This is a genomic window from Cyanobacterium aponinum PCC 10605 (genome assembly GCF_000317675.1).
Taxonomy (GTDB): domain Bacteria; phylum Cyanobacteriota; class Cyanobacteriia; order Cyanobacteriales; family Cyanobacteriaceae; genus PCC-10605.
In genome coordinates, this window is sequence record NC_019776.1 from 468,448 (window position 1) to 488,139 (window position 19,692).

Below are 19,692 nucleotides of genomic sequence, written 5' to 3' on the forward strand. Positions count from 1 at the left end.
CAATATTTCACTTGATTTTAAATATAATCAACTAATTTCAATAATTTTTTTAGGGCTAGATAAACCTGATTTGATGATTACTTGGGATTTTTTTACCCCAAATTGTTTCGCAATGACGGTAATTAACTCCTGATTAGCTTTACCATCTACGGGAGGAGATTTAAGGTTAACAATCCAAGTATCATTGTCTTTTTTTTCAATGGTTTGTTTTTTTGATCTTGGTTTTACTTGGACACTAATTTTCATAGAGATACTCAGATGTTGATAGTACTAATCGTGAATTGAGCCATCTGGCATAATTGCACCATGTAAAATAGCATCGTCAAAAATTGTACCTGTTATATCTGCTCCCGTTAAGTCGGCATTAATTAAAATTGCCCCTGTAAAATCAGCATAGCTGATGTCTGCATTACGAAAACTAGCAGAAGTTAAATCCGTTAAAACCTCGTCATTATCAATTCTACGACAAAGATGCGATCGACATAATTTAGCACCGTCAAAATTAGCTTTGTACAATAATGCTTGAGAAAAATTTGCATAGCATAACAGTGCATCTTTAAATATTGCTTCGGTTAAATCTGTACGATGATCATAGGAAAAACGAAAATCTGCATCAACTGCGATCACATTTGAAAAATCAGCTTTTTGTAAATTAGCACCGCAAAACATCGTTTTAATTATATTTGCATTATGTAAATTTACCCCCTGTAAGTGAGCATTACTTAAATCTGCATCCCTCAGAATAGTTTTTGATAAATTACTATGGCTTAAATCAGTACCCCATAAAATAGCTTCACTTAAATTTGCCCCTGAAAAATTGCTGTGAGAGAAATTGCTCAACCCTAATCTTGTTTGTCGAAAATCTGCCCCTGAAAAATCAATCTCCCTTAAATCTTCTTTTAGTATCTCTCCCTCAATGAATTTTATCCCTTGAAAATCCCTTACTCCATGTTTATATTGGTCTAAAATTTCCGAAATTTCAATGGTCATAATACGAAATTATATTTTCTTAATCTGCTTATCTATATATCTTACTCAGATCTTGAGCATTTATTTTACTCACTTATTGCATCCTGTCAATGGTTCGATACTGAATCGCTTCAGCAATATGAGGTGGTTGTATATTATTTTCTCCTGCTAAATCGGCAATGGTGCGAGAGACTTTAAGAATTCTATCCATCGCCCTAGCGGATAAACCTAGTTTTCTAATCGCATTTTCCAATAAGGTTCGACTGGTATCATCGAGGGAACAATATTCCCGTAAATGTTGCGATCGCATCTGTGCATTACAGGAAATTTTAGCATTGTGAAAACGATTTTGAGCTTTTATTCTTGCTTTTGCTACTCTTTCTTTAACTACCTCTGAGTCTTCCCCTACTTTTTGTTGAGTCATTTCTTCAGGCTTTAGACGACTAACTACAACTTGTAAGTCGATGCGATCAAGTAGAGGTCCAGATAATTTTGCCCAATATTGCTCTCGTTGACGTGGGGAACAAGAACAAGGTTGAATAGTATCACCGTAGTACCCGCAGGGACAGGGATTGGTACTTGCGACTAGGGTAAATTGAGCAGGAAAAGCAACAGATTGACGGGCGCGAGAAATAGTCACAAATCCATCTTCTAAGGGTTGACGTAAAAATTCTAAAACACTACGCTTGAATTCCGTCAGCTCATCAAGAAACAAGATCCCTCTATGTGACAATGAAATTTCTCCCGGTTTAGGAAAAGACCCCCCTCCCACTAAAGCAACTCCACTAGCTGAGTGATGAGGACTGCGAAAAGGACGTTCTTGAATTAATTTTCCTTGATTTTTCAGCAATCCTGCCACCGAATAAATCTGAGAGACCTCCAAAGCCTCCGAGAAGCTCAAAGGCGGTAAAATGGAAGCCATACGCCTTGCTAACATGGTTTTTCCTGCCCCCGGAGGTCCTACAAAGATGAGATTATGTCCTCCTGCCGCCGCAATTTCCAAAGCCCGACGCGCATGATGTTGTCCTTTAACATCTCTCAAATTATAATTACTTTGGTGAAAACTATCATCAAAATTAAGTTCGGGAATAGTCGGAGAAAAAGCAGAAGGATTTTGTAAAAAATCTGCTACTTCATTAATGTTATTTAAGCCATAAACTTCTATCTGTTCCACTACAGAGGCTTCTTGGGCGTTATCTTTTGGCACAACAATACCCTTAAAACCTAATTTAGAAGCTGTTACCGCCATTGGTAATACTCCCGCGATCGCTCTTAAGCTACCATCAAGGGAAACCTCCCCCAAAAATAAAAATTGCTCTAAATAGGTAGGATCAACCTGTTCTGAAGCCGCTAAAATACCAATACTGATGGGTAAATCAAAAATAGGTCCTTCTTTCCGCAAATCCGCAGGACTCAAATTAATCGTTATTTGCCTCACAGGAAAAGCAAAACCAGAATTTTTAAGAGCGGCTTTGACTCTTTCCCTCGATTCTTGGACTGCGGTATCAGGCAAACCGACTACTGTTGTTTTTGGTAACCCCCCCGATACATCCACCTCAACTCCTACCTTCACTCCCTCAATACCTATAATTGTTGCACTCCAAACCCGACTAAGCATCTCTTTTTCTATCTCATTAGTCCTGATATTCTTTGCTATCTGTAAGATATTACAACAACAGAAAAATAACAACCCTAAAATTTTTTTTTAAATTCCCTTGCAATTTTTTAAATCCTAAGTTATATTAGTTAATGTCGTGAAAAACGGCGAACGGGTCGCTAGCTCAGTGGTAGAGCACTCGGCTTTTAACCGATTGGTCCTGAGTTCGAGTCTCAGGCGACCCATTTTTTTGTGAAAAGCATTGAATAATAAAAAGTAATGCTTGTAGGTCAATTCGTATTAGTGGTTTGATTTATTTGAAATTGATTTAGGATCTAAAATATTCGTAACTACCAGCACTAGTTTAATCTAATTTAAATCAACTGTTTCATATTAACCGAATATATTGCGAGTGTCATCTCAAGATTATTCGTAATTACTCTGGTGTCATTAACCTTAGTTCGGTTTGAGAATATTAAATAAGGGTAGGTTTCAGGGTATTTAAGGGATGGGGGATGGGGGGATGAGGTGATGAGGGGAAAGGGGGAAACAAGTAATAAATAACCTCAGTTCGGTTTAAGAATATCTGATAAGGTTAGGTGTTAGGTGTCAGGTTGCAGGTTGCAGGTGGTAGGGGTTTTTAGCAAGGGGCTTAAGCCCCTTGTTTAAGTCAGTTCGGATTAAGGCAATTTTATCGTTATTTCTAAGTTATTTCTAAGAAGCTATAAGGTTTTTTGACTACGAGTTGGTCTGCTTTCAGCTTATCCAAAACTCAGGTTAAATAAGTAGTAAGTATTCTTAATTTTTAGTTTTTCCTTTGCCCTTTTAACTTTGCCCATTCCTAATCTAAACCAAGTTACTATTTTCACTGACAAGATAGGTAAACCAGTTATTGAGGTTTTCTAATTGTTGACTCGGCTTCATTGTACCTAAACCTCTCACAATGACCTTATTTTTTCCATACACAAAGCGGTTGCGTAAATGGGGAGGTAATTTTTCTGCTAATAGTAGCCATGCGGGTTCTTGCATTGGTGTTTCAATAATAATGTTTTGTTTTCCTTCGGGTTTAATACGGGAAAAACCGATGGATTTTGCTTTCAATTTCAACTCCGCTACTAATAATAATTCCCTTGCTGATTCGGGTATTTCTCCATATCTATCTTGCCAATCACTTTCGATTTGTTTTATTTCTCTCTGAGATGTAACGGTAGCTACAGCACGGTAAGCATCCATTTTTTGTTCCATATCCGCAATATAGCGGTTAGGAATTAAAGCAGTAAGTTTCAAGTCGATTTGAGTGTCTTCTACTTGGGGGATTTCCTGCCCCTGAATTTCGTTAATGGCTTCTTTTAACATTTCTGTGTACATTTCAAATCCAATAGCCTCCATTTGCCCAGATTGTTCAGCACCAAGTAAATTACCAACCCCCCTTATTTCCATGTCACGCATAGCTAAATGATACCCTGAACCGAGTTGCGAAAACTCTTGTAAAGCCCTTAATCTTTTTTTGGCAACATCTGACAAAATTTCATCATTGGGATAGAGTAACCATGCGTGGGCTTGAATGCCCGATCGCCCCACTCGTCCCCGTAGCTGATATAATTGAGATAATCCGAATTTATGGGCAGATTCGACGATAATTGTGTTTACTCTTGGAATATCTAAGCCAGACTCCACAATAGTTGTACAAAGTAGTAAATCTGCCTCTCCGTTACTAAAGCCTAACATAGTTGATTCTAATTGCCCTTCATCTAACTGCCCATGGGCGATCGCAATTCTTAAACTAGGTATCATTTGTTCTAGCATGGTAATAATTTTTTCCATACCCTCAATGCGAGGCACAACATAGAAAATTTGTCCTCCCCTATCTAATTCATTACGAATGGCAGTGCGAATCACCTCTTGATTAAAGGGCATGATATGGGTTTTTATCGGGCGACGACTTGGAGGAGGAGTGGTAATAAGGCTCATTTCCCGCACTCCAGAGATAGACATATACAAAGTGCGAGGGATAGGAGTGGCACTGAGGGTTAAAACATCAATAGAAGTTTTTAATGCTTTAATTTTTTCTTTTTGATTAACTCCAAATCTTTGCTCTTCATCTACTACTAATAAGCCTAAATCTTTGTATTTAATTTTATTGCTTAATAACAACTGTGTACCGACAACAACATCTAATTCTCCTGTGGCTAATTTTTGGATAATTTCTTTTCTTTCTGACGCTGTGCGGAAGCGATTTAATAAGCCAATATTGATAGGATAAGGGGCAAATCTTTCCACTAAAGTATGATAATGTTGTTGGGATAAAATAGTAGTAGGTGCGAGAAAAACCACTTGTTTATTTCCTGACGTTACTACTTTAAAAATACTCCGAATGGCTACTTCCGTTTTCCCGAAACCCACGTCACCACAGACTAATCTATCCATGGGGCGATCGCTTTCTAAGTCTCTTTTAACGTCAATAATTGCCTTTAATTGATCTGGGGTGGCTTGATAAGGAAAAGAATCTTCCAACTCAGTTTGCCAAGGAGAATCAGGGGGATAAGCATAACCTTTTAACTCGTTTCTAGTGGCATATAATTTTACTAAATCAACGGCTAATTTCTTAATGGATTTTTTGACCTTATTTTTAACATTTTGCCACTCTTTACCTGACATTTTATTTAACTTTGGTGGCTTAGTTTCCGTGTGTCGATAACGGCTTACTAATTCTAAACTATCGGCAGGAACTCTGAGTAATCCATCAGCATATTTAATTACTAAATATTCCCTCCCTTCATAAACTTCTAACTCTAAAAATTGCCCAATACCATGATATTTATGGACAATAAAATCTTTTGGTCTTAATTTATCTAAATCAACCTGCTTTGAAGCGGCTTTTCTACGTTTTCTGATATAAGTAGGAGTGGCTAAATTATGTTGTCCAAAAAATTCTCTATCGGTAACAACTGCTACACGAAAAGTGGGTAAAATAAAGCCTTCTAATTCTGCTTGCCCTGAATATTTTAAAGCGGTAGAAATACCCTGTCTTTGCAGTTTTTCAATCATCCCAAAATCAAGGGGATTAGGAATAAATTGAGCAGGAAAGTCATGTTCTTGCAGTAAAGCCACTGTGCGAGAAGGTTGAGCAGAAACCAACCAACTATTATATTGACTTAAATTAATGGTGTTATAAATCTCTTTTTTACCCCTTAAAATTTCTGCTAATTTAGCAAATTGATGAGGAGAAATAGGTAGAGGGCGACTGGATAAATTTAAACTATTTTTATTATCTTTATCGGTGTCTGTATAGATTTCTGAGAGAAAAATTTGAGGGTAATTAATGCTTTCTAAACATTCCCTAAATTCTCTATGAATTTTGATTTCTTTTTGATTTTCATAAGTTGGTGACAGGCTAGAAGCCTGTCCTACAGAAGCCTGTCCTACAGAAGCCTGTCCTACAGAAGCCTGTCCTACAGAAGCCTGTCCCACATTAGTGTTTTTTAATTCTGTTATTAGCTGATATTTTTCTTCTGCTTGTTCAAACCAAATATGGCTATGGGCTTGACACTGTTCCACTTCATCGATCGCAACTATGGTATTGGGGGGCAAATAGTCCAATAAAGAACAGACTTGATCGCCAAATGCAAAGCCGAGAAAACGAGTCATCCCTTCAGGATAAATATTATTTTCTAAATTCTCTTGCTCAGAAGTGCTTAAATATGGTTTAATAATTTCTATGCTGGGTAAGTTATGACTAATTAAGCTCTGCCATGTAGTCGGGGTCAGGCTCAAAGACTCGATCGCATCTAAACTTCTTTGAGAAACAGGATCAAATTCCCTAATTTTCTCTAATTCATCACCAAAAAACTCTAATCTAACTGGTAACTCGGCGGATACAGGGAAAATATCGATTAAATCCCCCCTTTTACTCCACTGCCCCTCAACTTCCACTAAATTAACTCGCTCATAACCCATTTTGGTTAAGGTTAATTCAATCTCCTGACTGTCTAAAGTCATGCCCTTAAACAGATAGAGACAATATTCTTTTAAAACTTTAACGGGAGGTAAATGGGGTTGTAAGGCTTTTTCTGTGGTGACGATAGCTATTTTTTGTGTAGTATCTTGATTGATCAAACTAGAAAGGGTCTGCAACTGTCCCCAAACCATCTCTGATTCTGGATCAAAAGCCTCGTAAGGACTTGCTTCTGAGGTAGGATAGAAAAAAGTTTGTTTCCAGCCCATCAGCTCGATATTTGCCATCCAACGAGCCGCTTCTTCAAGGGTTGAGCAAACTACAAGCAAGTTATCATTTTCTTGTTGGGCAAGGGCAGAGGTTACTAAACCTTTCGGCAATCTGGATGCACCTTGTAAGTTTAACCTTTTATTTTGGCTTAATTTCTGGCTAAGTTCTTGGGTTAAGGGAGAAGATGCGATCGCACGAATTACAGAATTTAACATGAACAAAGATTCTTTGAAAAAGTACAAGGCAAAAGACGAAGATAGCTATTGCAAGTAACTTCAACTATCATTTTCCATAACAATTATATAGGAGTTACGCACCAGTTCGATGGATGAATCTATGATTTAGTTAGGTTTCAGGCTTCGGGTTTCAGGTGTCAGGTTTAACGGTTTTAATTAATTGCTAATGACTAATTAATCTCAGTTCGGTTTAAGAATATTGAATAAGGGTAGGTTTCAGGGTATTTAAGGGATGGGGGATGGGGGGATGAGGTGATGAGGGGAAAGGGGGAAACAAGTAATAAATAAGTAGTAAGTATTCTTAATTTTTAGTTTTTAATTCTTAATTCTCAACTATCTACCTTTGCTCTCCCCCCTCAAGAGGGGGGATAAAGGGGGGTTTGCCCTTTTTTCCCAATTCCTAATCGAAACAATCAACTAACTGATTAATTGCCGAGGCACATTGAGCTGTAATAGTCTCCAAATTTTCTTTTTTGCCAGAGGTTGGGGGAGGAATAATATCACCAATTTTAAGATGAACTTTCACTGATTTAGGTAACTTTTGACCTTTGACCACTATTTTTTCTGTGCCACATAAAGCAACAGGAAGTAACGGAGCTTGGGCTTTAGCGGCGATGAGGGCTGCCCCTAATTTTGGATTGTGGATTCTACCGTCTGGGGTGCGTGTGCCTTCTATAAAAATCCCTGTTGCCCATCCTTCTTCTAATAGAGAAACCGCTTGACGAATGGCTTTGCGATCGAATCCTTCCCTATTGACAGGATAAGCTCCAAGACTTTTAATTAAATTACCAAAAAATCCCTCTGTGAACAACTCTTGTTTTGCCATATAAGAAACAGGGCGAGGAATCCCAGCAGAAAGTAAAGGAGGATCAAAAACACTGGCATGATTACTAACGATAATTAGTTTACCTTCAAGGGGTACTTTTTCTTTACCTGTCACTTTTCCCCGAAAATAAGTACCAAAAATGGGCTTTACCACAAAAGAGTTGACAAGATGATAAACTGTTTTTTTAGTTTTGACTATTTGACTATTGGTTTGATCCTGACTCATTCTTTTCTACTCAAATATAAAGATATTGTTAAAATACTGAAAATCTGCGTTTAATTTTTCAATAAAATCTTATGCCGAAAAAGCGACATCTTCTTAATTGGTTTTCTATTCTCACTCTGACAACAACGAGTTCAGTTTCTGCCCAGACTATATTACCAGAACTGAACAACTTTGAACCGATACCTCAATCAGTTCCTGCTTCTATCACCCCTCAATCAATTTTAATACCAGTACCACCTCCACAACAGTCTCAACCCGTGGGGACTTGTAATGCTTTTATCGCCCCCGCCATTGAAGAAGTAATTAAACGTTATGGTGGTGGTTGGGGGATTTTAGTTGAAAGATTATCTGATGGAGAAGTGCTTTACCATTATAATGCCGATCGAGGCTTTATTCCTGCCTCTAACATGAAAATCTTAACCACTGCGGCGGCTTTACAGAGATTAGCCCCCGAAACAAATATTAGTGCCAATAAATCTCTCAAAGAGTGGGTTGAGGTAACTAACTTGAGAAGTAATAATTACTATGCAGATACTTTACTTAAACGCATTGGAGGTGGTGCAACGGCTAAACAAATTTTAGCTAATATGGGTATTAATCCCAGTGGTTTTCACTTCGCCGATGGTTCTGGTTTATCTCGTCGTAATCTCGCCACTCCCAGAATTTTAGTTGATACTTTGCGAGTTATGTATTCTAGTCCCCAACGAGATTTATTTTTCGCCTCCTTACCAACTGCGGGGATGAGTGGCACTTTACGTAATCGTATGAAGCAAACCCCTGTACAAGGAATTGTCCATGCTAAAACGGGTACTTTAACTGGGGTTCGGGCTTTATCTGGTTATTTGGATCATCGAGAATATGGTACTTTAATTTTTAGTATCCTTGCCAATGACTCTCGCCAATCTGGCACTGCCTTAGTACGCGCGATCGATGAAATTGTACTAATTCTTAATACTACTTCTCGTTGTCAGTAATCCTTTAATTTTCGGTGTTTGGTGTTTGGTGTGAAATTATAATCTTAATTCTTAATTACTAATTAATAGACTTCTTGCAGAAGTCGGGTAATAGGCAATAGTAAAGATTTTAAACATTATCGGGTGTTTAATTTATTTTAAATTTTATTTTGTAGGAGGTTTAATACATGAAAGTTTACGTTCTTCTTTATAATGTCGGTACAGATAATGAAGGCATCCATACTTTACAAATCGGAAATAAAGATATGGTGTTAATGTTTGAATCAGAAGATGATGCCACTCGTTATGCCCTACTGTTGGAAGCTCAGGACTTTTATAGTCCGACAGTTGAATCTCTTAATAGCGAAGAAATAGAGGAATTTTGCACAGGGGCAGGATATGAGTGGAAATTAGTAACAGAAGGAATGTTAGAAATTCCACCAGAAATTAATGTTGAAGATACTGATTGGAAAGAGAGTGCTGATTATCCTGATGATGTCTCCTCCGAAGCCCAAATGTCTGCTTTTGAATTAGAGAGAATTCGCCGTCAACTTGAGGGTTTGTTATAACTCGCATTCTACATTTAGTTTTTTTACCTATTGCCCTTAATGAAGTATATTTCAGATGAAATATATAATTGTTTATAGAGAAGATGATTGAAAATACAGAATATAGTTATGACAACCACAGCCGATGATGTTTGGAAAATTCTAGCAGAATTAGCACAAGCTCAAAAAGAAACAGAGCGCCGTATGCAAGAAACGGATCGCCAAATTGCAAGATTGAGTAAAGAAATAGGCAATTTAGGGGGAAAATGGGGGCGTTTTGTGGAAAATATGGTTGCCCCTGCTTGTGAGACGATATTTTTAAATCGGGGTATTCCTGTACACCAAGTAAGTCAAAGGGTGAAAAAAAAGCTCGACGGTAGAGTTTTAGAAATTGATGTTTTGGGGACAAATGAGAATCATGTTTTAGTGGTAGAGGTCAAAAGTAGTTTAGGGGTGGATAATGTGAAAGAATTAATCAAAGATTTACAGAAATTTAAAGAATTTTTCCCTGAATATAATCAAAAACAAGTATATGGGGCAGTGGCTGGAATTGAAATCGAAGAAGGGGCGGATAAATACGCTTATCGTCATGGTTTGTTTGTTTTAACCCAATCAGGAGAGAATGTTGTGATTGTTAATGGTGCAGAATTTCAACCGAAAACTTGGTGAGAAAACTGTCTGTTTGTTGGTGCGTGTTGACTTAAAATAGGTGTCACATACTAATTATCCTACAAATTCTTATTTCCTAATTTTTTTAATGAACCGAGGACATCTTTTAACAGAACAAATCAACCAAGCTAGTGTTAATTTAGATCAACTTTCTCCCCTTGAAATTGTTGACTTATTTAATCAAGAAGACCAAAAAACCCTGGATGCGATCGCATCTTCCCGTCAAGAAATTGCCCAAACTATCGAAATCACCGCCCAACAATTAGGCAAGGGAGGACGATTATTTTACATAGGGGCAGGTACGAGCGGCAGATTAGGGGTTTTAGATGCGGCGGAGTGTCCCCCCACGTTTTGTACTCCCCCCACCATGGTACAGGGCATTCTCGCAGGAGGAAAAGAAGCATTAGTAAAAAGTTCTGAAGCTCTCGAAGATAGACGGGAAGACGGGGCAAAAGCTATGATTGACCATAATATCAGCAACCTTGATGTGGTAATTGGTATCACGGCTGGAGGTACAACTCCCTATGTTCACGGAGCATTACAGGAAGCAAAAAAAAGAGGTGCGATCGCAGTTGCTATGAGTTGTGTACCAAAAGAACAAGTATCCATACCAGCAGATATTGATATTCGTTTGCTCACGGGAGCTGAAATTTTAGCAGGTTCAACCCGTCTAAAAGCAGGTACAGTAACAAAAATGGCATTAAATATTATCTCCACAGGAGTAATGGTACAATTGGGCAAAGTTTACGGTAATCGCATGATAGATGTTTCCGTTACCAATAGTAAATTAGAAGATAGAGCATTGAGAATTATCTCTGATTTGACAGGTTTAGATAGAGAAAAAGCCCAAAACTTGTTATCTGCGAGTGGATCTAAGGTAAAATTAGCATTATTAATGCACTGGACTAATACAAGTAAAGCAGAAGCCGAAACTTTATTAGCCCGAAATAACGGTAATTTACGCCAAGCAATTAACAATTAGAAATTAGTATAACCAATTATTGCTTAAAAAAAGTGTCAGGTGTTAGGTTAAATAAAAAATCTTAAATCCTAAATTTTTTATTGTTAATAGTTAATTTGTAATTGATATAAAAAATCATTTGTATAGCTTTTTCCTATATTTTTATTATTACTAAATATTTTAAATAATTATGTTTAATTTATCTGATAACGTTGTTATCATTGTTGTTTCTGTAGTGGCTATAGCGATCATATTATGGGGATATAATCGGGCTAAACCTTATGGAGAAATTGGTATTTTAGCGTGGTTGCAATCCCTTGCTTTAATGACCCCCTGGTTAGTTTTTTTCGCACTGTTAACATTAGGAATTTATGTTAATTTAATTGGGGTTATTTTCTTGTTAGTATTGTCTGCAGGTACTTATATATATTTAGGAACTTTGATTAGAAATAAAGCAAAAGAACAAATCAAATCTAACATTGATAATATTTTTAAAGCTAATTTAAACTCAGAATCTGATTCCGATAATAATGATAAAAAAGAAACAGAAGACCAAGAAAAAAATAATTTATCTTTAGAAAAACAAGAAGATGAAGACGTTAAAGAAAGTAACTTTACTCCAGTAAAATTAGCACAGTTAGAACCAGAATTTAATCCTATTCAAGAAGAAGATTTAAAAGAAATAAAAACTATTTTTGGCATCGATACCTTTTTTGCTATTGACACTATTCCCTATCAAGAGGGAGTCATTTTTAAAGGTAATTTACGAGGAGAAGCAGAATATAGTCACCGCCATTTAACAGAAAAATTAACAGAAAAATTTGGGGATAAATACCGTTTATTTTTGGTAGAAACTCCAGAGGAAAAACCCGTTGTAATTATTTTACCTAGTGCCAACGATCCAAAACCATTGACTTTAGCTCAAAAAAATCTGGCTTTAGTATTATTTTTAGCGACAATTTTCACCAGTATGGAAGCGATCGCACTTTTGTTAGGATTTGACTTAGTAGGGAGTTGGGACCGTTACCCAGAAGTATTACCATTAACAGGAGGATTATGGTTTATTCTTCTCGCCCATGAAATTGCCCATCGCATTATCGCAGAGAGAAATAAAGTCAAAGTAAGTTTACCCTTCTTCTTGCCATCTTTACAAATAGGTAGTTTTGGAGCAATTACCCGTTTTGAATCTCTAATTCCTAATCGTAGTGTTTTATTTGACGTTGCCTTCGCAGGACCTGCCGCCAGTTTTGTAGTATCTCTGGGTATATTATTATTGGGCTTTATTCTCTCCGCCCCCAACAGCAGTTTTGAGATTCCTACCAGTTTTTTCCGAGGTTCAATTTTAGTGGGAGGATTAGCAAAATTATTCTTTCAGTCAGGATTAGAAGCCGATACCATTGGAGTTCATCCTTTCACCATTTTAGGATGGTTGGGCTTAGTAATTACCGCTATTAATTTGTTACCTGCAGGACAGTTAGACGGAGGTAGAATAATACAAGCTATTTATGGTAGAAAAACTTGTCGTCGTACTACTGTTGGCACATTAATCATTTTAGGAATTGTGAGCATTTTTAACCCCGTCAACTCTTTACCCTTTTACTGGGCTATTATTATTCTTTTCCTGCAAAGAGATTTAGAAAGACCTAGTTTAAATGAACTAACTGAACCCGATGACAGCCGTGCAGGATGGGGGTTATTTTTAATCTTTTTATCTCTAACAACTCTTATTCCTATTACCCCTAGTCTTGCTTCTCGTTTAGGAATAGGTCTTTTGTGAACTACCCAACACCAAAATCAAAGATTTATGGTGTGGGCTTCATCCTTCACAGGTTCGTGCCTCAAGACAGATTTACGTCCGCCTTTTGGTCTTACCGATCCTCCAGACGCAGAGACGGCTGTTCCATCCGTCTGTATTTTTCTGATGCCTTCTGCTCTAATATTTTTACTTGCGTTCTCATCTCTATCATGATGACTACCACAACTTGGACAAGTCCATTCTCTTATCTCTAATGGCATTTCAGACATTTGATAATGACAATGAGAGCAAGTTTTAGAGCTAGGAAACCATCTGTCTATCTCTACTAATAACCCACCTTTTTGCTTGAGTTTATAGTCTAGGAAATTGATCAATGTTCCCCAACCGACATCAGATATTGCTTTCGCTAAGTTGTGATTCCGAACCATACCCTTGATATTCAACTGCTCAATGACTACCACTTGATTGTTATTCACAATCTTTCTTGAGAGTTTGTGTAGGAAGTCTTGACGGGCATTGCTTATGCGTTCGTGAACTTTAGCAACTAGCTTACGAGCTTTTTCTCTATTCTTAGAGCCTTTTTTCTTACGGGCTAATTTTTGTTGTTTCCGAGCTAAGTTTTTTTCATGTTTTTTGATGTGTCTAGGGTTAGCGTACTTACTGGTTTTCCTGCCATCATGAACAATAGCAAAATCTTTGATTCCTAAGTCAATACCACAGACTTTTCCCGTAATTGTTACTTCAGGAAATGTTTGTTTGGTATCAAATAATATACTTGCATAGTATTTACCAGTAGGAGTTTTGCTTACTGTTACAGTCTTAATCTCACCTTCAAATATCCGATGAATAACTGCTTTTACTAAGCCCAGTTGGGGAATTTTGAGACATCCATCAACTATCGAGACATTTTGGGGATATTGGCAAGACTGTCTTCCTTGATATGACTTGTATCTGGGGTATTTGGCTCTACCTTCAAAGAAGTTTTTGAAAGCCTTAGTCAGATTAAGAGTCGTTGATTGCAGACATTGTGAGTAACAATCCCCTAACCAAGCCGTATCTTCCTCTTTTTTTAACTTAGGGAGATACTTATTAAGGGCTACTTGCTTTAATGCCTTACCTGTAGCTTTATAAGTGTCAATGCACAAGTTTAGAGCGTAGTTATACCACCAACGACAACAACCCATAACCTGAGATAATTTCTTGGCTTGGGTTTTGTTGGGATAGATTCTGACTTTTATTGCTCTGTGCATTGAGGTTTATTGCTAACTAGGGTTGTCAATAAATTCATTATAACTCATTATTTCTGTTTTATGTGGACTCCCTACGGTCGATTTTATTTACTGGTCGAAATTCATCCACACGCCGCGTTTAATTGTCTTTTTTGTGGAAAACTAGGCGTGGAACTTCTTTCGACATCAAGTTAAACCTGACACCTGCCACCTGATACCTAACCTTATCTAATATTCGTAAACCGAACTGAAGTTATTTTCACTATCGAGGTCGAAATAAATGATTATGACTAGGATTATAAAGTTTTGATCTCGATTGGTATGACTCCCCTTTTAAAGATTGTTGCTGAGGAAGTATTTTTAATGCAGGACTAATAAGATAAAGAGTAGTGCGAATAAAACCATAATCATAGGTAGTTTCAGCCATTTTTGTTAAAGGCACAATAATGATTTTTTCATCCTCCCACCCCACCCGGTAACAAATAGCCACAGGAGTATCGGCAGGATAATGTTTTAGTAAATCCTCTTGAGATTTTTCCACATGACGGGCGGCTAAATATAGACATAAACTGGCTTCGTGGGCGGCTAATTTCTCTAATTCTTCTTTTTCTGGTACTTGAGAAGCCTTACCACTTACCCTCGTTAAAATAATTGTTTGTACTAAATCGGGAATCGTCAATTCACTAGCAATTTTTGCCGCCGCCGCTTGATAGGCACTGATTCCGGGGATTAACTCAAAGGGAATATCTGCTTCTGCTAACAATCTCATTTGTTCATGAATGGCACTATATAAACATAAATCTCCTGACTGCAATCGCACCACTGTTAAACCCTGTTTTTCTTTTTTAATCATTAAGGGTATTATCTCTTCTAAAGTTTTATTGCCCGTGGCGATTAACTCTGCATTTTCTTTAGTATCTTTTAAAATTTGTTTTGGTACAAGGGAATCTGCATATAAAATAACATCAGCTGATTGTAGAATTTTGTAGGCTTTTAGGGTTAGCAAATCTGGGTCTCCGGGGCCTGCTCCAATAAAATATACTGTCATACAGTTAAATAGTTAAGTAAGGTTTAGCTAAAGATAAAATTATTTTCTATTGAATAGTAATTAATGTATTTTGAGAGTAGAAAATAATATTTTGGGTCAAATTTACCATTATTCGGTCTTGAATTTTGATAAAAACAGCAAATCAAATGTCTTCGCAAACTACAATCACAAAAACTATTGCTGACTTACTTTCTCTTGTGGAAAATAAGTATGGTGTTGGGGTGGGGTTAGAATTATTACGGCAATTAGGGGGACATAATATTGTCTCTGATAAGGGTGAACCTCCTGATATACCTTCTATAAGTAATGGCAATCATCCTCAAGTTGTGATTGTGGGGGCGGGAATTGCAGGATTAGTTTTGGCTTTGGAGTTGAAGGAAAGAGGTGCGAAAGTTATTCTTTTAGAGGCATCATCTCGATGCGGGGGCAGAAATTTAACTATTCGCCCAGGGGAATTAATCCAAGAAGAGAGTTTTCCTGCTCAAAAATGTAATTTACCCTCTGGACAATATTTTAATGCGGGGCCGGGGCGGATTTCTCATCATCATCGGGCTGTTTTACATTATTGTCGTCGTTTTGGTTTATCATTACGTCCTTATTTTACTCTGAATCGGGGTGCTTTGCTTCACCGTTGGCTACCTCAGACGAATCAGGATATTTTTGTCAAAAATAGACAGGTGCTGTTTGATGGGCTAGGAAGGCTCTCTGAGTTAGCTTTTAAGGGTTCTACAAGTCTTAATTTACAAGAATCTTTACCGCATGATTTGGCTTTAGCCTTAAATGACTGGTTACAAACTTTTGGGGGAGTTGATGAAAAGGGTAATTATCAAGAAGATGGAAAAAATGGCTATCAACTAATAAGAGGGGGGCGCCATGATAAGGGAAAATCTTGCCCTGCTTTGGAGTTGGAACAGATTTTGGGTTTGAGATTATGGTATGATGACCCTCGCCGTAGCCCTGATGTAATTGATGAGCAGTTAACAATGTTTGAAATTGAAGGGGGTAATGATGGTTTAGTTAGCGCTTTAGAGTCGGCTTTGGGGGATTGTATTCGTCTCAATCATGGGGTGGAAGAAATAGTCCAAGATGAAGGGGGAGTAACCCTGAAAGGTTCACTTACTAATGATTCTGGGCAAACTTTTCAATTAAAATGCGATCGCATCGTGATTACTGCTCAACCTCCTGTTTTAAAAAATATGCGTATTGATGTGGGAGATGCTTGGCTAGAGGCGTTTCAAGCTCTACCTCCTAGATTTGCCGTAAAAGTTGCAGGATGGATGAAACGACGTTTTTGGGAGGAAGATTTAGGGATTTACGGAGGAATTACTTTTACTAATCTACCTATTCAACAAATTTGGTATCCCAATAATGGTTTTTTAGAACAAAATGGAGGCTTATTAGTGTTAGCCTATAGTGCGTTGGAATATGGAGAAGCCCTCGGGAAAATCGCTCCTGATATTCGTTGTCTAGCGGTACAAGAATTAGCCAGTCGCATTCATCCACAAATAAAATCTGAGTCTAGTCATCTGATGACGATTGCTTGGCAAAATATCCCCTATATTTACTCCCCTTGGATGGCTTGGACTCCTGAAAAATATAACCAATATTTCCATCAAATTACAAGGTGCGATCGACGTATTGCCTTCGCTGGGGATTGGTGTAGTCATCTTCCTGCATGGCAAGAAGGAGCGATTCGTAGTGCTTATGATTTAATTGAGTGGGCTTTATATGGCAAAGAGTAAGGGGCAAGAGGCAAACCCCCCCTTTATCTCCAGGGCTGTTTCATTTTCGAGAAAGAAAAAAGAGCGGGAGATAAGGGGAGAGGGAGATGGGGGGATTTTTGACTTGCAGATTTTAAGTAAGAATAAAAAATCTTGAAATAATCAATTAATCATAATAAATTATCAAAACTTATTACTCATTACTCATTACTCGTTACTTATTACTCCCTCTTAAACAAAGATTTTAGTATGAAACAGCCCTGCCCCTTTATCTCTCCTCGAGAGGGGGAGGGCAAAAGTATTTAATTAACATTAACACTAACCCTAACACCCCAATCCCCCAACACTCTGACATCTGAAACCTGCCTCCATCTTATATTCTTATGCCTAACTAAGTTTAAATATTTCTTATAATTACAGGAAATAAAAAAGTAAAGAATAACATGACAAATTATATAAATCCTGCTCCCACCGTAGATATAATTATTGAATTAAAAGACCATGATTCTCGTCCTATCGTTCTTATTGAAAGGAAAAATGAACCTTTAGGGTGGGCAATACCGGGGGGATTTATGGATTATGGAGAGTCAGTGGAAGAAACAGCGATTAGAGAAGCAAAAGAAGAAACTTGTCTTGATATTGAGCTTCTTGATTTGTTATATGTTTATTCTGACCCTTCCAGAGATGCCCGTAAACATACTTTGAGTGTTGTTTTTATTGCTGAAGCAGTGGGGCAACCAATACCTGCTGATGATGCCAAAAATTTAGCTATATTTCCCATTGAGAAAATACCTTCTAATCTCTGCTTTGACCATGATTTGATTCTACAAGACTATCTTAATTATCGTCTCAACTTCAATTCTAAAGGAATCTGTTTTCCTACTCGCCCTCTACCAAAAATTAAAAAAAGTAACACCTAACTATAAAATCTGCTGGAGTTAAAAAATAGTAGTTAAAATTCTTTTAATCAATGGATCAAAAATCCATGACTATATCATTACCTTTTATTGTTCATGACAGAAAGCAATCAACCAAATTTAAACTCTTTTACTAGGACACAAATATTAGGATTTATGGGCATTACCGCCTTAATTCTCCTCATCATCTCTCAAATATGGCAACGATTAGGCAAAATAAATCTCATCCCAGTCAAATTTAATCTTCATGACTTTTCCATGGGAGTTTTAATTGCGATCGCAATTATTCTTGCTAGTAGTATTTTAACTAGAGTATGGGAAGATTATCGTCACAGTGCCGAAAAATACCTAAATTTAATTATTTCTCCCCTAATTTTGGCCGATTTAATTTGGGTGGGTTTACTCCCCGGATTAAGTGAAGAATTATTATTCAGAGGAGTTATGCTTCCTGCTTTTGGTTATGATTGGTTAGCTTTAATCCTTTCTAGCGTCTTTTTTGGAATTTTACACTGGAGTGAAGTTAGCAGTTGGCATTATGTTGTTTGGGCAATTATTATCGGCTTTGTGTTAGGTTACAGTGCTTATATTACAGGTAATTTATTAGTACCGATTGTTGCTCACAGTTTAACTAATTTTGTTTCTAGTTTGCTCTGGAAATTAAAGCATCCTTAATGGATGTTACTCAAAAATATTTAAGGTGTCACCTCCACCGATAATTTTATGTCGAACTGAGGTGATAATTGATTTTTTTACAAATGATTTAGGAGTGTTATATTAAACTAAAATCTTTAAGCTCAAAACTTCACAAAACGTAATTAAACAATATAACAAAAGGAGAATTTTTCAATGTTTAAAGACTGGAATTTTGATGATTGGTTAAATCATATTTTATTTTTTTTCACCATATTGTTATTACTTTACTCGTTCTTCTTTGTTTAGAATTTATAATGTAAATATACACTTTTATAGAAAAATAATAGTTATTCAAAATTTATAAAACTTAAAATAAAAGAGGGAATATGAATTTAAAAATAATGCTTTTTTCTGGAATTATGACTGCTTTAATTGGCTTAATGTTGGGTTTAGCAGTCTCAGAAATTTCTCAACGAGTACATCGTCGTAATATCGTCATTATTGGCGGAGGAGTATTAGGTTTTGTTTTAGGCTTTACCTATCAAGGAATTAAGCAGGAAAAAGACGAAAGACAAAAAGAGTATGAAGATACAAAGTAAATGGCTGTCTCACGTTGAATACGATAAATTTTTTCTGAAAAAAAGGGTGTTATGTTTCAAGTTTAATTAAAGTTGTTAATTTATAGCAATTACATTTTTGTTCTGAGCAAAGCCTTGTCAGTTAAAGTTTATAGCAGTTATTTTGTAGTATTTTGTCATGCTCACTATAGAAGCAGGGTTTTTTCATTCTCAAAAATGTCAATTTTTGAAACTAACAAATAACCTCAGTTCGGTTTAAGAATATCTGATAAGGTTAGGTGTCAGGTGTCAGGTTGCAGGTTGCAGGTGGTAGGGGTTTTTAGCAAGGGGCTTAAGCCCCTTGTTTAAGTCAGTTCGGATTAAGGCAATTTTATCGTTATTTCTAAGAAACCATAAGGTTTTCTGACTGCGAGTTGGGATGCTTTCAGCTTATCCAAAACTCAGGTTAACAAATAGTAACAGATACCTTAAGGGGGGACAATAACTCTAAAAACCTTATAGGTAGCAGGTAGCAGGTGTTAGGTGTTAGGTTTTGTCTCCACTAATATTTATCATTATCTCTATTTACTCAATGGTTCAAATAATAGGCAAAACTATTGGA

General features: G+C 36.9%; 16 protein-coding genes and 1 tRNA gene. 10 read left to right on the top strand and 7 right to left on the bottom strand.

All coding sequences use genetic code 11. The annotated features are described in order from the left end of the window. Positions 1-27: 27 nt before the first annotated feature. The 3 genes from CYAN10605_RS01880 to CYAN10605_RS01890 all read right to left on the bottom strand — a co-directional run bounded on the left by CYAN10605_RS01880 (position 28) and on the right by CYAN10605_RS01890 (position 2,587). A complete protein-coding gene (locus tag CYAN10605_RS01880) occupies positions 28-246 on the bottom strand; it encodes a DUF167 domain-containing protein (RefSeq protein WP_015218243.1) in 219 nt (72 codons plus the stop codon). Between the two features lie 24 nt (positions 247-270). Then, positions 271-990 (bottom strand): heterocyst differentiation pentapeptide repeat protein HetL, encoded by a 720-nt coding sequence (gene hetL / locus CYAN10605_RS01885; protein ID WP_015218244.1) that lies wholly within the window; start codon positions 988-990, stop codon positions 271-273. Between the two features lie 73 nt (positions 991-1,063). Further along, positions 1,064-2,587, bottom strand: a complete 1,524-nt coding sequence (locus tag CYAN10605_RS01890; RefSeq protein ID WP_015218245.1) for a YifB family Mg chelatase-like AAA ATPase — start codon at positions 2,585-2,587, stop codon at positions 1,064-1,066. A 152-nt stretch (positions 2,588-2,739) separates the two neighbouring features. Here CYAN10605_RS01890 and CYAN10605_RS01895 point away from each other — a divergent pair. Further along, positions 2,740-2,811: transfer RNA gene (locus tag CYAN10605_RS01895), tRNA-Lys, on the top strand. 601 nt (positions 2,812-3,412) lie between these two features. Here CYAN10605_RS01895 and mfd read toward each other — a convergent pair. Together mfd and CYAN10605_RS01905 are read right to left on the bottom strand one after the other, a co-directional pair. After that, positions 3,413-7,006 (bottom strand): transcription-repair coupling factor, encoded by a 3,594-nt coding sequence (mfd, locus tag CYAN10605_RS01900; protein WP_015218246.1) that lies wholly within the window; start codon positions 7,004-7,006, stop codon positions 3,413-3,415. Between the two features lie 421 nt (positions 7,007-7,427). Further along, positions 7,428-8,078, bottom strand: coding sequence for a lysophospholipid acyltransferase family protein (locus CYAN10605_RS01905; RefSeq protein WP_015218247.1), 651 nt, complete (start codon positions 8,076-8,078; stop codon positions 7,428-7,430). A gap of 71 nt (positions 8,079-8,149) precedes the next feature. Here CYAN10605_RS01905 and CYAN10605_RS01910 point away from each other — a divergent pair, with 71 nt between their 5' ends. The 5 genes from CYAN10605_RS01910 to CYAN10605_RS01930 all read left to right on the top strand — a co-directional run bounded on the left by CYAN10605_RS01910 (position 8,150) and on the right by CYAN10605_RS01930 (position 12,986). Beyond that, positions 8,150-9,052, top strand: a complete 903-nt coding sequence (locus CYAN10605_RS01910; RefSeq protein WP_015218248.1) for a D-alanyl-D-alanine carboxypeptidase — start codon at positions 8,150-8,152, stop codon at positions 9,050-9,052. A 167-nt stretch (positions 9,053-9,219) separates the two neighbouring features. Continuing rightward, on the top strand, positions 9,220-9,600 hold the full coding sequence (locus CYAN10605_RS01915) for a DUF3110 domain-containing protein (protein WP_015218249.1): 381 nt from the start codon (positions 9,220-9,222) through the stop codon (positions 9,598-9,600). Between the two features lie 108 nt (positions 9,601-9,708). Continuing rightward, the gene (locus CYAN10605_RS01920) at positions 9,709-10,248 is read left to right on the top strand and encodes a DUF8196 domain-containing protein (protein WP_015218250.1); all 540 of its coding nucleotides are present in this window, start codon (positions 9,709-9,711) and stop codon (positions 10,246-10,248) included. An 88-nt stretch (positions 10,249-10,336) separates the two neighbouring features. After that, positions 10,337-11,230, top strand: coding sequence for an N-acetylmuramic acid 6-phosphate etherase (gene murQ, locus CYAN10605_RS01925; protein ID WP_015218251.1), 894 nt, complete (start codon positions 10,337-10,339; stop codon positions 11,228-11,230). Between the two features lie 169 nt (positions 11,231-11,399). Further along, a complete protein-coding gene (locus tag CYAN10605_RS01930; protein WP_015218252.1) occupies positions 11,400-12,986 on the top strand; it encodes a site-2 protease family protein in 1,587 nt (528 codons plus the stop codon). 17 nt (positions 12,987-13,003) lie between these two features. Here CYAN10605_RS01930 and CYAN10605_RS01935 read toward each other — a convergent pair whose 3' ends face one another. Beyond that, positions 13,004-14,215: an RNA-guided endonuclease InsQ/TnpB family protein gene (locus CYAN10605_RS01935; RefSeq protein ID WP_015218253.1), complete on the bottom strand. Its 1,212-nt coding sequence runs from the start codon at positions 14,213-14,215 to the stop codon at positions 13,004-13,006. A gap of 241 nt (positions 14,216-14,456) precedes the next feature. After that, positions 14,457-15,242, bottom strand: a complete 786-nt coding sequence (cobM, locus tag CYAN10605_RS01940) for a precorrin-4 C(11)-methyltransferase (protein ID WP_015218254.1) — start codon at positions 15,240-15,242, stop codon at positions 14,457-14,459. Between the two features lie 146 nt (positions 15,243-15,388). Here cobM and CYAN10605_RS01945 point away from each other — a divergent pair, with 146 nt between their 5' ends. The 4 genes from CYAN10605_RS01945 to CYAN10605_RS01960 all read left to right on the top strand — a co-directional run bounded on the left by CYAN10605_RS01945 (position 15,389) and on the right by CYAN10605_RS01960 (position 19,112). Beyond that, entirely contained in the window at positions 15,389-16,984 is a 1,596-nt protein-coding gene (locus CYAN10605_RS01945; protein ID WP_015218255.1) for a flavin monoamine oxidase family protein, read from the top strand. Between the two features lie 422 nt (positions 16,985-17,406). Continuing rightward, positions 17,407-17,883: an NUDIX domain-containing protein gene (locus CYAN10605_RS01950; protein ID WP_015218256.1), complete on the top strand. Its 477-nt coding sequence runs from the start codon at positions 17,407-17,409 to the stop codon at positions 17,881-17,883. 93 nt (positions 17,884-17,976) lie between these two features. Next, the gene (locus CYAN10605_RS01955) at positions 17,977-18,552 is read left to right on the top strand and encodes a CPBP family intramembrane glutamic endopeptidase (protein WP_015218257.1); all 576 of its coding nucleotides are present in this window, start codon (positions 17,977-17,979) and stop codon (positions 18,550-18,552) included. A gap of 347 nt (positions 18,553-18,899) precedes the next feature. Then, positions 18,900-19,112, top strand: a complete 213-nt coding sequence (locus CYAN10605_RS01960) for a hypothetical protein (protein ID WP_041922401.1) — start codon at positions 18,900-18,902, stop codon at positions 19,110-19,112. The last annotated feature ends 580 nt before the right edge of the window (positions 19,113-19,692 follow it).

What these genes read in the sequence shown, in the direction of transcription:
- CYAN10605_RS01935 (WP_015218253.1), bottom strand. Translation starts at nt 14,215, where the DNA reads ATGCACAGAGCAATAAAAGTCAGAATCTATCCCAACAAAACCCAAGCC.
- CYAN10605_RS01950 (WP_015218256.1), top strand. Translation starts at nt 17,407, where the DNA reads ATGACAAATTATATAAATCCTGCTCCCACCGTAGATATAATTATTGAA.
- CYAN10605_RS01930 (WP_015218252.1), top strand. Translation starts at nt 11,400, where the DNA reads ATGTTTAATTTATCTGATAACGTTGTTATCATTGTTGTTTCTGTAGTG.
- murQ (WP_015218251.1), top strand. Translation starts at nt 10,337, where the DNA reads ATGAACCGAGGACATCTTTTAACAGAACAAATCAACCAAGCTAGTGTT.
- CYAN10605_RS01945 (WP_015218255.1), top strand. Translation starts at nt 15,389, where the DNA reads ATGTCTTCGCAAACTACAATCACAAAAACTATTGCTGACTTACTTTCT.
- CYAN10605_RS01960 (WP_041922401.1), top strand. Translation starts at nt 18,900, where the DNA reads ATGAATTTAAAAATAATGCTTTTTTCTGGAATTATGACTGCTTTAATT.
- CYAN10605_RS01910 (WP_015218248.1), top strand. Translation starts at nt 8,150, where the DNA reads ATGCCGAAAAAGCGACATCTTCTTAATTGGTTTTCTATTCTCACTCTG.
- mfd (WP_015218246.1), bottom strand. Translation starts at nt 7,006, where the DNA reads ATGTTAAATTCTGTAATTCGTGCGATCGCATCTTCTCCCTTAACCCAA.
- CYAN10605_RS01955 (WP_015218257.1), top strand. Translation starts at nt 17,977, where the DNA reads ATGACAGAAAGCAATCAACCAAATTTAAACTCTTTTACTAGGACACAA.
- CYAN10605_RS01920 (WP_015218250.1), top strand. Translation starts at nt 9,709, where the DNA reads ATGACAACCACAGCCGATGATGTTTGGAAAATTCTAGCAGAATTAGCA.
- cobM (WP_015218254.1), bottom strand. Translation starts at nt 15,242, where the DNA reads ATGACAGTATATTTTATTGGAGCAGGCCCCGGAGACCCAGATTTGCTA.
- CYAN10605_RS01915 (WP_015218249.1), top strand. Translation starts at nt 9,220, where the DNA reads ATGAAAGTTTACGTTCTTCTTTATAATGTCGGTACAGATAATGAAGGC.
- CYAN10605_RS01890 (WP_015218245.1), bottom strand. Translation starts at nt 2,587, where the DNA reads ATGCTTAGTCGGGTTTGGAGTGCAACAATTATAGGTATTGAGGGAGTG.
- CYAN10605_RS01880 (WP_015218243.1), bottom strand. Translation starts at nt 246, where the DNA reads ATGAAAATTAGTGTCCAAGTAAAACCAAGATCAAAAAAACAAACCATT.
- hetL (WP_015218244.1), bottom strand. Translation starts at nt 990, where the DNA reads ATGACCATTGAAATTTCGGAAATTTTAGACCAATATAAACATGGAGTA.
- CYAN10605_RS01905 (WP_015218247.1), bottom strand. Translation starts at nt 8,078, where the DNA reads ATGAGTCAGGATCAAACCAATAGTCAAATAGTCAAAACTAAAAAAACA.